The following is a 12,051-nucleotide window of genomic DNA, read 5'->3' as shown; positions in this document are numbered from 1 at the left end:
ATATTCATATACTTAATTTTTTTGACTTGTTGTCGTGTTGGACAGCAGGTACTGCCTGCGGCATTGCCTCCCCGTGAATGGGCTTATTTAATGGCTTACCTTAACGGACACCACAATCTGAATAAACCTTCTATTTATTGATTGTGCAGCCACAATTATTAGCATTGGTTTGAGTTCTGCGAGGTTTTAATTTTGCTTGCAGCTCGCCTTATGGAAACAGCATGAAACCATCAATTCAAGCCAAATTATCGCAATTGGCTGATCGTTTAGAAGAAGTTAGCGCCTTATTGGCGTCTGAAGAAGCCACTCGCGATATGGACCAATATCGCAAATTAAACCGTGAATACAGCGATATCACCCCGGTGGTTGAGTTGTGGCACGAATTTAATCGCATCAATGCCAATTTGGCCGATGCTGAGGCGATGTTGTCTGATCCGGAAATGGCTGAATTGGCCGCGGAAGAAATCAAAGACGGCAAAGTGCGCCTAGAGCAACTCGATTATGATTTGCAGACTGCGCTTTTGCCTAAAGATCCTAACGACGAGCGCAATATTTTCCTCGAAATTCGCGCCGGTACGGGTGGCGATGAAGCGGCGTTGTTTGCTGCTGATTTGTTCCGCATGTATAGCCGCTACGCCGAGCGCAACCGCTGGCAAGTTGAAATCATGTCGGTGAATGAGTCCGAGCTCGGTGGCTACAAAGAAGTTATCGCGCGCATTGTTGGGCAAGGCGCGTATTCGCGCTTACGTTTTGAATCGGGTGCGCACCGCGTACAGCGGGTGCCAGCGACTGAAACGCAAGGGCGGATTCATACGTCGGCGTGTACCGTTGCGGTGATGGCTGAAGCCGATGAGATGGAAGAAATCAACATCAATCCTGCCGATTTGCGTATTGATACTTACCGCGCTAGCGGGGCTGGTGGTCAGCATATTAATAAAACCGACTCGGCAGTGCGCGTGGTGCATATTCCTACCGGTATTATTGTTGAGTGCCAAGACGATCGCTCACAGCACAAAAATAAAGCCCGGGCATTAGCGGTGTTGTCGGCGCGAATTAAAGACGCGCAAATGCAAGAAATCAACGCCAAAGAGGCCGCAGAACGTAAATCGTTAATCGGCTCGGGCGACCGCTCGGAGCGCATCCGCACGTATAATTATCCGCAAGGCCGGATGACCGATCACCGTATTAATCTGACCTTATACAAGCTCGATTACATCATGGATGGCGATTTAACTGAGCTAACCCAAGCCTTGATGAGCGAGCGCCAAGCCGAATTGCTGGCACAGCTGAGTGATTAGTCCAAAACCTTTTCAACGCAGAGACGCAAAGGCGCAGAGGAAAAACAATTTAAATGGTTTTCTCTGTGCCTCTGTGTCTTTGCGTCAGATTTTAAAGTTGGAATATAAATGAACGTATTTTACGAAGAAGATGGCAGCTTTAAGGTTGCGACGATCCAAGACGAGCAGCCAGCGAGTTTGCAAGTCGAAGATACCCGCGGTAAACGCAGCAAAATCAAGGCCGCCAATGTCTTGCTCAAGTTCGATAAAGTCGGTTTGGATGACTTTTTCAAAGCCGCGCAAAGCGAAGCGGCCGACGTTGATGTGACTTTATTGTGGGAATGTTGCGGTGGCGACGAGCTTAATTTTGCCGCGATTGCCGCAGAGTATTTTGGTAAAAATCCAAGCTTAATTCAGCAAGCGGCCGCCGCGATCGCACTGCACGCTGCGCCGATGTACTTTTATCGTAAAGGTCGCGGGAACTATAAAGCCGCGCCAGAAGAAAACCTCAAAGCGGCGCTCGCCGGTTTAGAGCGTAAACAGCGTGAAGCCGAGCAAATGGCGGCATGGCAAGCCGAATTACTAGCAGGTATCTTGCCAGAAGCCTTTAAGCCTATCCTCTCTAAGCTAATACATCGCCCAGACAAAAACGGTTTGGAATACAAAGCCTTGGCGCAAGCGGCGGAAAGCGCGCAAACATCGACTTTGCGTTTACTGGATAAAGTCGGTGCGATTCCCAATATTGCGCAATATTTCCTTGATGGTTTTTTGGTGGAGCATTTCCCCAAAGGCCGCGGTTTTGCTGAATTTGAGCCGGTGACGGCACCGGAAGATTTACCCATTGCCGACGTGAAAGCATTCTCGATTGACGACGCAACGACGACCGAGATCGACGACGCCTTCAGTCTGCAGAAATTGAAAAACGGCAACTGGCAAGTCGGCATCCATATTGCCGCGCCAGTGCTGGGTATTGCGCCAGGCTCTGCGCTCGATCAAGTGGTGCTCGATCGCCTGTCGACGGTGTATTTCCCCGGCGACAAAATCACCATGTTGCCCGACGACGCGGTGGATGTATTCACGCTAGAAGAAGGCGCGGCGCGCCCAGCGGTATCGATGTATTTGGAAGTATCACTCGGCTTTGATATTTTGAGCTACCGCTCAGTGATTGAACGTGTGCCGGTGGTGGCGAACTTGCGCCACCATGATATCGAGCCGTATTTTAACGAAGAAACTGCCGGTCAAGACGGGCCAGATTATCCGTGGAAAGACGAGCTGAACTTCCTGTGGCATTTCGCCGGTGCGCTCGAAGGCCGTCGCGGTAAGGCTGATCAGCCGCAGCAAACGCGGATGGATTACAACTTTTATATCGACCGCGATGTGGTAGATGGCGTAGAGAATGAAAAAGTTCGCATCGTGCCACGTAAACGCGGCGCGCCGATGGATAAACTCGTCGCCGAGCTGATGATTTTGGTCAATAGCCAATGGGGTAAAGCGCTGCGCGATGCGCAAATCGCCGGTATTTATCGCTCGCAAGGCGGTGGCCGCGTGCGCTTGTCGACGCAAGCTACAGCGCATGCTGGCCTTGGCGTTGAATGCTATATGTGGTCGAGCTCGCCGCTACGCCGTGCCGTGGATTACATTAATCAACAGCAATTAGTGGCCATGCTGCGCGGCGAAAAACCGCGTTACCAAAAAAATGACGCTGAATTATTCACCGCGATTTCGTCATTTGACGCCGCTTATGCCGCTTACGCTGAATTCCAAGATAAGATGGAGCGCTACTGGTGCTTGCGTTACATGGAGCAAGAAAACCTGAAAGACTTTAACGCGCAAGTGATTAAAGAAAATCTGGTGCGTATTGACGGCATGCCTTTGGTATTGCGTGTTGGTGGTTTGCCTGAATTGCCAGCAGGAACTACCGTCGCCTTGCAACGTCTAAATATTGATTATCTTGAATTAGCCGTCGAGATGCGTGTGGCAAGAATGTAAGGCGCAGTCACCGAGCGAGCATCAGGCTCGCTCTGCCGTTTGCGCTGATTAGGCCCAAACGGGTGGTCGCTTTACAATAATATTTGATGGGCTTTCTATTACTTGCCATCAAACTTTTGCACGAGTACTGTTAAATTGACTTCAGTGCCGTGAATGATCGCGGCGTTGATGATTTGGAATACATGAATTTCGTGGCCGCGTTTAAGAATTAAACGCCTACTCACAAGGAATAATGATGCAGCCTAACCGCCGGCTCAGTGATTTTTTACCGTTGAAGTTTGCCAATGGTAATCAAGTAAAGCAATTCTCTAAGCCCTGTGTTCGTTGTGGCACGATGCTCGACGCCAAACAAATGAATGGCATTGCGCGTTTGGTAGAAAACCATATTGCCATTGCCGCGACAGCGCAGTGCCCAAAGTGCAGCGAAAACTTTGGCGTGGCGTGTGTGATTAACCCCGATAAACAAGTTAAGCGGGTGGTTTTGCCGCGTGTGCTATTTAATTTGTATTTACGCGCTTTGCCGGTGCAAAAAGGTGAAGTGAGCGCTCAAGCTACGTTCAATCGTGGCGGTATTACGCCATTGCCTGAAGTGCGTGATGCGATGGAAGACGCCGCCGAAATCGCCCGCCAGCAAGCCAGAAGCGCACAAGTGAAAGCTCGCGATATCGTGCGTTCCGAAGAGGCGCTAGGGCGTTTTAATGAAAAAGCGATTCCGGCTTGGTTGTTACTCGATGGACAACGGTTTGACTTTGAACGCATCGCCCCCAACGCTCAAGTGGGCGAAGGTGAATTTTTGCTCGATGGTTGTTTGATTTATCGCGCCAAAGCCTAATTGATTCTGGGCGCTCAGTCACTGTCAGACCATCAGTGGGGCAGCGTGAGACAGGGCGATCAGAAAGTTTTTGCTTTACTACTTACATTGGGCATTTTCGCCAATGCAATTTATAATCGAGCCCTATTTGAAATGCGCTTAAGTGAACGCTCTGTTTAGGGCACTTGGTCCACCCTTTCGGTATGACCTGCAGCGCGGGAGAAAACCATGCAACGCAATATGCTCAAATCCAAACTGCACCGTGTAACGGCAACGCACGCCGAACTGCATTATGAAGGTTCGTGCGCGATTGATGAAAATCTACTCGATGCCGCCAACATTCGTGAATATGAAGCCATTGATATTTGGAATATCAATAACGGCTCACGCTTCTCGACGTATGCCATTAAAGGCCAACGTGGTTCGGGGATTATTTCAGTGAATGGCTCTGCAGCACGCCATGCACAAGTGGGTGATTTATTGATCATTGCAACTTTTGCCGATTACGACGACAGCGAATTGGCTGACCATAAACCATCGTTGATTTATGTTGATAACAATAATCAAATGACGCATAGCAAAAATGCGATTCCAACGCAGCAGCTTTGATCGCAATTTGGCCGCGGACTAAATCGCTGCCGACTTGCCTTTCATGGCCCAATCCCCTTTAGCCGGTGTTGCCAAAGGGGATTTTTTTATGTGCTTGTTTTGCTAAATAATAATGCTCGTCAGCTCAATGAAGGAATGATGGAATGAATATCACTGCAGTAAAAGAATACCTACTGACGTTGCAACAAAATATCGTAGCGACATTAGAAAACATCGATGGCTGCTGTTTTCAAACCGATCGTTGGCAGCGCCCAGAAGGGGGTGGCGGCATTAGCCGAGTGATCGAAAACGGCGCGGTTTTTGAGCGTGGTGGCGTGAATTTCTCGCATGTATTGGGCGCAACTTTACCGCCGTCAGCCAGCGCGCATCGGCCCGAACTTGCTGGCTGTGCTTGGGAGGCAATGGGCGTTTCATTGGTGCTCCATCCGCGTAATCCGTATATTCCAACGGTGCATATGAATGTGCGGTTTTTTATCGCGCAGCCAGCTGCAGGTAGTGACGCTGAGCCGGTATTTTGGTTTGGTGGTGGTATGGATTTAACGCCGTATTATGGCCACCGCGAAGATGCGTCGCATTTTCATCAAACGTGTCATCAAGCGTTAGCGGACTTTGGCAGCGATTTATACCCACGTTTTAAAGATTGGTGTGACCGGTATTTTTATTTAAAACATCGTCAAGAAGCACGCGGCATTGGTGGGATTTTCTTTGATGATTTTTCTGAGCTGGGCTTTGCGCAAAGCTTTGCCATGATGCAATCGGTGGGCGACGCCTTTTTACCAGCCTACACGCCGATTGTGGCGCGTCGCCGTGATTTGGAATACGGCCAGCGTGAACGCGATTGGCAAGCTTATCGCCGTGGCCGTTATGTTGAATTTAATCTGGTTTGGGATCGTGGCACTTTATTTGGCTTGCAGTCGGGTGGCCGCACCGAATCAATTTTAATGTCGATGCCACCCATGGCGGCGTGGCGTTATGATTATCATCCTGAAGCGGGCTCGCCAGAAGCCGCCTTATTAAGCGATTTTTTACCGATTCAGCACTGGCTGGCATAAATCAAAATGGCGGGACACTGCTTCCCGCCTATCTCTCCGAGGACGCACGATTGCGTCCCTTCGTCGTTTGATCTGCTTGCGGCTTGCTGTCGCATTCTCTTGTTGTTGCCCCGCCTATTTTGCTCTTTAAGTCGAAAAACCTCAGATTATTTGTGGTTTGTGTTTCAGCTTGCGATAAGCAAAAAGTAAGCTAATTTGATAGCTGTGTATCAACTCCCGAGTTAGTGGCACTTTAGGCAAAGGGTATCGCATGGCGAAGACCATTTTAATTGTTGATGACTCATCGAGCATGCGACAAACCGTCGGTATGGCGCTGAAAAAAGCCGGTTATGACGTCGTAGATGCCTGCGATGGTCGTGATGCGCTCTCTAAGCTCGATGGCCGTAAATACAACCTGATTATTTCGGATGTCAATATGCCGAATATGGATGGGATTAGTTTTGTTAAGGCCGCGAAACAGTTGGCCAATTATCGTTTTACGCCGGTGATTATGTTAACCACCGAGTCGGGTGAAACACTTAAAAATGAAGGCCGTGCTGCTGGCGTTAAAGCTTGGGTGGTCAAGCCATTTCAACCCGCACAAATGCTCGAGGCGGTGCAAAAACTCATTTTGCCTTAAATGTCGTTTTAAATTGGCGTGACCCTCGATAAAACCAAAATGGTGTATCAGCAATGACTGAACTTATTTTGAACGGCGAACAAACCATCTACCAAGTGCGTGACACTTATCAGCAACTCAAATCGATCATGAATGAAAGCAAAGGTTTGTCTTTGTCTTTACAGCAGATTCAAGAATGCGATTGCGCTTTTGTGCAGTTACTACTTTGGGTCAAGCAAGAGGCTGAGCGCCAACAGCAGCCACTGCAGTTGTTGCAACCGACTGCACAATTGGTAGAACTACTGAGCTTGCTGGGTTTAAGCGATCACCTATTCGCGTCCAATCAGGAGATGCTCAATGGATGATGAAGGACTACAGGCATTCATTGATGAAGCCAATCAGCTATTGCAGCAAATGGAGCATATTTTACTCGACGCTGAAAATGCCCAAGGCAATATGGATTTGCTCAATGCGCTGTTTCGCACGATGCATACCATTAAAGGCTCGGCGGGATTATTTGCGCTCGATGACATCGTTAAATTTACCCACGAAGTTGAGAACGTACTCGATTTATTGCGAAAAGGTAGCATTGAGCTCGATGAAGCTTTAGTCAGTGTCATGCTGCGTTGTCGTGACTATGTGCAAACCATGGTCGATGCCATTAGTAATGCGAAAATTATCCCATCTATTGAAGATCGCACTGCATTATTAACTGAATTACAGTGCTATCAAGTGGCTAAAACAGTGCTGATCGCGACGTCCGCGCCGATCGTGAAAGAAGCGCAAATTGAGTTCGTTACTTGTGAATCCAGTTCGTTGAGCTGGTTAATCTTTCTGGGTTTTGGTCCTGATTTACTGCGTCATGGTTTGGATCCGGCTAGTTTTCTTCGCTTTCTGACTCGGCAAGGTCGGATTGAAAAGGTATTACCATTAATCGATACGCAGCTAAACGCTGCTGATTTTGACCCTGAGCATAATTATCTGCAGTTTGCGCTGCGCTTTGAAGGTAACACCACGGTCGCCGCCTTACATGATGTATTTGAGTTTGTGCGTGAAGACAGCCTGGTTTTGATTAGCCCATTGGCCGAGGCGCACGAGTTTTTGCAGCAACAAACTGGGCAAATTCAGCCTGAGGTGTGGGAAAAAATCAATGCGGCGTGGGTTGAATTAGGGCTCGCTCCGCTAGCGATAGAAAAACCAGCGCCCGTGGACGAGGCGCCTAGTCGCCCTGCACTGGAAACCACGGCGCAGCAAGGGGGCGGTAAAAAAGTTAAAACCGAGAAAACCGGTGAAACCACCTTTTTGCGAGTGGAGGCGGAAAAGCTCGATAGTTTGATTAATTTAGTCGGTGAATTGGTGATTTCGGGTGCCGCAGGTAATTTGCTGGCGAGTCAAAACGGTGCGATGGCTTTGCAAGAATGGAGCTTGAGCATGAGTAATCTGATCGAGCAAATTCGCGCCGGTGTGTTGTCGATGCGGATGGCGCAAATTGGTGAAGTGTTTCAGCGCTTTCCTCGCGTGGTGCGAGATGTGGCCAAAGAATTGGGTAAAGACATTCATTTGGAAGTCACTGGCGCGGAAACCGAGCTCGATAAATCGATGATTGAAAAGCTTTCTGATCCATTAATGCACATCGTTAGGAATGCCATGGACCATGGTATTGAGTCCAAAGAGGTAAGAATCAAGGCCGGCAAGCCAATACATGGCACTGTTTATCTGAATGCGTATCACGAATCTGGCAGCGTCATGATCGAGGTGAGTGATGACGGCGCCGGCTTACGCCGCGACAAAATCCTAGCTAAAGCGGTTGAGCGCGGCTTGGTCAGCGCCGAAGCACAACTCTCTGAGCAAGAAATATTCAGCCTGATTTTTGAGCCGGGTTTTTCAACCGCTGATCAAGTGACCAATTTATCAGGGCGCGGGGTCGGCATGGATGTGGTGAAAAAAAGCATCGATGCGCTACGTGGTCATGTGATGGTTGATTCGGATGTTGGTGTGGGTACGGTATTGCGCATTCGATTACCGCTCACTTTGGCGATTATTGATGGCTTTTTGGTTCGCAGCAGCAATGCCACGTATGTGGTGCCATTGGAATCAGTCATCGAATGTATTGAATTACCCGATGAATTAAAAATTGACGGTAGTTTGGATCATTTAAATCTACGTGGTGAATTATTGCCTTTATTGCGCTTATCTCAATTTCTTGAATTGGAGTCGAGTGATCAAGAAACTGAGCGAGCGAATGTGGTGGTGATTCGCGCCAATGAAAGAAAAGTCGGTTTAGTGGTGGATGCTTTATTGGGTGAGTTTCAAACGGTAATTAAGCCTTTAGGAACTTTATTTCAGCATTTAAAAGCCATTGGTGGCTCGACGATTTTAGGTAATGGGCAAGTGGCATTGATTTTAGATGTCAGTGAGTTGGTTCAGCATGTCACGCTGCGCGATGCTGAGATTTTTAGTTTTAATCATGAATTGGCCACTCGGTCAGCAATACATAACCACAACCATAACCATTTGGCATTTTGATTGTGTTTGCGGCAAGCGCAGAACCAAGGAGAAAGCGATGAATTCAACTAAAAATATGAGCATTGCAATGCGGCTAGGGCTGGGCTTTGGCGCGCTGGTGGTGATGCTGCTGATCTGTGTTGCGGTGGCGGTGCAGGGTTTGGTACAAATTAATCACGAGCTTGAGGATATTGTTAAAGTTAAATTTGCTCGCAATGATTTGTATGGCTTGATGGTGGATCAGCTGCAAGAAATACGCGTGCTTTATCGGCAAGCGGTGATCGAAGAAGATGAAACTAAGCTCAAAGGCATTGAAGAAAAATACCAAGCGGCGAAAAAAGCATTTTTAGAAACGCAAGCGGCATTTAATAAATCAATGGAAGAACACGACGGCCAAAATTCGCGCAAAGAAATTGAGGTGCAAAATCAAATCAAAGCGCTGGTTCCGCCAGCGTTTGAGTTGGCAGATAAAGTTCTAATGTTAGGTTTGGCCAATAAAGCCGATGAAGCAAAAGTAGTCTTAACGCAAGTCATCATTCCAATGAGCAATTTATTGCAAGTGGTGCGTGATTTGGGCGACGAGCAAACGCGCTTAAGTCAGATTGGCGGTAAAAACGCGGCTGAGAGTGTCGACAAAACCAAGTGGTTATTGATGTCGGTGGCTTTGATTGCCCTGTTATTGTCAATTGCGATTAGCTGGTTGATTATTCGCTCGATTACCCGCGCCTTGGGTGGCGAGCCGTATTATGTGCAAGCGCTGATGTTTGAATTATCAAAAGGCAATTTAATGATTGATGTTGCAGTGCGTGATAATGATAAAAGCAGTTTGGCGTATGGTATTCGAACCATGGTTGAGCGTTTGCGCGGCATTATTGTTGAAGTAAAAAGCAATACCGACAATATGTCTGCCGCTTCAATGCAGCTATCGAGTACCTCACAAAGCCTGTCGCAATCGTCGAGTGAGTCGGCTGCCAGTATTGAGGAAACCTCATCATCGATTGAAGAAATGACGTCTTCGATTAATCAAACCAATGAAAACGCCCGCTTAACTGAAAGTATTGCCACTAAAGCGTCGCGTGAGGCATCTGAGGGCGGCTCTGCGGTGCGCGAAACGGTTGAAGCGATGCGTAAAATCGCCGAACGCATTCGCATCGTCGATGATATTGCGTACAAAACTAATCTATTGGCCCTTAATGCTGCAATTGAAGCTGCGCGTGCCGGTGAGCATGGCAAAGGCTTTGCGGTGGTGGCTGCTGAGGTGCGTAAATTGGCCGAACGTAGTCAAGTTGCAGCGCAAGAAATTAGCTCAGTAGCCAGCAATAGCGTCGCTTTGGCTGAGCGCGCCGGTAGTTTGCTCGATGAAATGGTGCGCTCAAGTACTAAAACCGCCGATTTAGTGCAAGAAATCGCCGCCGCCGCCAATGAACAAGCCAGTGGCGTAGGGCAAATCAATAGCGCGGTTCAGCAAATTAATTGCTCGACGCAATCCAATGCTTCTGCCAGTGAAGAGCTGGCCGCTACGGCTGAAGAAGTCAGCTCGCAAGCGGGCAATCTACAAGATGTGATGGCATTTTTCAAAATCGATAGCAACAGCCACCGCCGCAGCCATGTGCCATCGGGTAAAGGCATGGGTAAAAAACCATCACAGGCGCAGCACGCCACCCAATCATCGGGTTTAGATGAAAATGATTTTGTCCATTTTTGAGAGGAGATGAATGATGGGGGCGCTCGCATTAATGAACAAAATGGTCGGTAAAAGTGATGCAGAAGTCCAAATGCAAAGCACCGAGCAATATCTTTCATTTCAACTGGGGGGGGAAACATTTGCGATTGGTATTCGCTCGATTCGCGAGATTTTAGAGTACGAATATTTAACTGAAGTGCCGATGATGCCGGATTTTTTGCGCGGGGTGATGAATTTGCGCGGGGCGGTGGTGCCGGTAACGGATTTAGCTTTGCGTTTTGGCCGGGCCCGTACCGAGCTGGGCCGGCGTACTTGCGTGGTGATTGTTGAAGTTTTAGATCCTGAAACCGACGCGGCGCAATTGATTGGCGTTTTGGTCGATGCGGTCCATGAAGTCTTAACCATTGCGCTGGATGCTATTGAAAGAGCGCCGCAGTTTGGCAGTAAATTACGCACTGAATTTATTTCCGGCATGGCGTGTGTGGATAATCGCTTTATCGTATTGCTGGATATTTCGCGCGTATTGTCGGTTGAGGAAATGTCCATTTTGGCAGGCATTGAGCATGATGGGGAAACGCCAAAAATGGATGAGAGCCATTCTCATGAAGAGCTTCATGCAATTAAATGATGCCACTTTTGCTCGCTTTAGCGCGTGGATGCGCGAGCAATCGGGCATGCATATGCCCGAGAGTAAAAAAACATTATTGCAGCAGCGCTTATTGAATCGTTTAACCGCAAGGCAAGTGAGTACGTACGAAGCGTATTTGCGGATGTTACAAGATCCAGACGAAGTGCAAGAGCAAGCCATTGCGGTAGATTTATTGACCACACACGAGACTTTTTTCTTTCGCGAGCGCAAGCACTTTGATTGGATGCAGCATGAAGTGGCGGCATGGCCTAAAAATCGATCGCTCAATGTATGGAGCGCTGCCTCATCAACTGGGGAAGAAATCTGGAGCATCGCGATGATTTTGGCGCATCAGCTCGGTGAGCAAGCCGATTGGCATGTACTCGGAAGTGATATTAGTTTGCGGGTGATTGCGCAAGCCAAAGCCGCGCATTATTCGCTCACTCGCGCTGATGGCATCCCTAGCACATTGATGCGCAAATATTGCCTTAAAGGCGTCGGCAAGCAAGATGGCTCATTATTGATTGCGCCAGTACTGAGAAAAAAAGTTGGATTTAGACAAATTAATTTGGCCGCACCATTGCCAGAAATTGGCTTGTTTGATTTTATTTTTTTAAGAAATTTACTGATTTATTTTGATGGTGATGGTAAGCAGGATATATTAAATCGAGTGCTTAAAAAATTAAAAAACAATGCATTTTTATTAGTTAGTCATTCTGAAAGTTTGTATGGTTTAAATGATGGTTTGAAATTAATTCAACCTGGAGTTTATCAATATAAATCGCTGGGGTAATTAAAATTTTTACCTGTATCTGCAGGAGTATTGATAGTCTGCTGTTTGAGTGTTTATACCGTATCCCGTATGCGATTTTTGATTGGAAATTGCTTTTTTTGATTC

At 47.8% G+C, this 12,051-nt stretch carries 11 protein-coding genes; all 11 read left to right on the top strand.

Going from position 1 to position 12,051, the window contains the following annotated elements; translation table 11 throughout:
- The first annotated feature begins 221 nt into the window (after positions 1–221).
- The 11 genes from prfA (at position 222) to K4H25_RS16580 (ending at position 11,946) form a co-directional block, all read left to right on the top strand.
- Positions 222–1,298 carry a peptide chain release factor 1 gene (gene prfA / locus K4H25_RS16630; protein ID WP_221021451.1) on the top strand — a complete coding sequence of 359 codons (1,077 nt, stop codon included), beginning with the start codon at positions 222–224 and terminating at the stop codon, positions 1,296–1,298.
- 108 nt (positions 1,299–1,406) lie between these two features.
- On the top strand, positions 1,407–3,266 hold the full coding sequence (locus K4H25_RS16625) for a ribonuclease catalytic domain-containing protein (RefSeq protein WP_221021450.1): 1,860 nt from the start codon (positions 1,407–1,409) through the stop codon (positions 3,264–3,266).
- Between the two features lie 232 nt (positions 3,267–3,498).
- Positions 3,499–4,098: a hypothetical protein gene (locus K4H25_RS16620; RefSeq protein ID WP_221021449.1), complete on the top strand. Its 600-nt coding sequence runs from the start codon at positions 3,499–3,501 to the stop codon at positions 4,096–4,098.
- Positions 4,099–4,305: 207 nt separating this feature from the next.
- A complete protein-coding gene (gene panD, locus K4H25_RS16615; protein WP_173532484.1) occupies positions 4,306–4,686 on the top strand; it encodes an aspartate 1-decarboxylase in 381 nt (126 codons plus the stop codon).
- A 143-nt stretch (positions 4,687–4,829) separates the two neighbouring features.
- Positions 4,830–5,738, top strand: coding sequence for an oxygen-dependent coproporphyrinogen oxidase (hemF, locus tag K4H25_RS16610; RefSeq protein ID WP_221021448.1), 909 nt, complete (start codon positions 4,830–4,832; stop codon positions 5,736–5,738).
- 250 nt (positions 5,739–5,988) lie between these two features.
- Positions 5,989–6,357 carry a response regulator gene (locus tag K4H25_RS16605; protein WP_173532482.1) on the top strand — a complete coding sequence of 123 codons (369 nt, stop codon included), beginning with the start codon at positions 5,989–5,991 and terminating at the stop codon, positions 6,355–6,357.
- Between the two features lie 53 nt (positions 6,358–6,410).
- Positions 6,411–6,701, top strand: a complete 291-nt coding sequence (locus tag K4H25_RS16600; protein WP_221021447.1) for an STAS domain-containing protein — start codon at positions 6,411–6,413, stop codon at positions 6,699–6,701.
- Positions 6,694–8,862 (top strand): chemotaxis protein CheA, encoded by a 2,169-nt coding sequence (locus K4H25_RS16595; RefSeq protein WP_221021446.1) that lies wholly within the window; start codon positions 6,694–6,696, stop codon positions 8,860–8,862. The genes K4H25_RS16600 and K4H25_RS16595 overlap by 8 nt, the downstream gene beginning before the upstream one ends.
- 37 nt (positions 8,863–8,899) lie before the next feature.
- Positions 8,900–10,546 carry a methyl-accepting chemotaxis protein gene (locus K4H25_RS16590; RefSeq protein ID WP_221021445.1) on the top strand — a complete coding sequence of 549 codons (1,647 nt, stop codon included), beginning with the start codon at positions 8,900–8,902 and terminating at the stop codon, positions 10,544–10,546.
- A gap of 10 nt (positions 10,547–10,556) precedes the next feature.
- A complete protein-coding gene (locus K4H25_RS16585) occupies positions 10,557–11,153 on the top strand; it encodes a chemotaxis protein CheW (RefSeq protein WP_255587811.1) in 597 nt (198 codons plus the stop codon).
- The gene (locus K4H25_RS16580; protein WP_221021444.1) at positions 11,140–11,946 is read left to right on the top strand and encodes a CheR family methyltransferase; all 807 of its coding nucleotides are present in this window, start codon (positions 11,140–11,142) and stop codon (positions 11,944–11,946) included. Before K4H25_RS16585 ends, K4H25_RS16580 begins: the two co-directional genes overlap by 14 nt.
- Positions 11,947–12,051 lie beyond the last annotated feature (105 nt).

This window comes from Deefgea piscis (assembly GCF_019665785.1).
Classification (GTDB): domain Bacteria; phylum Pseudomonadota; class Gammaproteobacteria; order Burkholderiales; family Chitinibacteraceae; genus Deefgea.
Note: the sequence above shows the minus strand (reverse complement) of the source record. Positions and strands in the feature narration are given on the sequence as shown.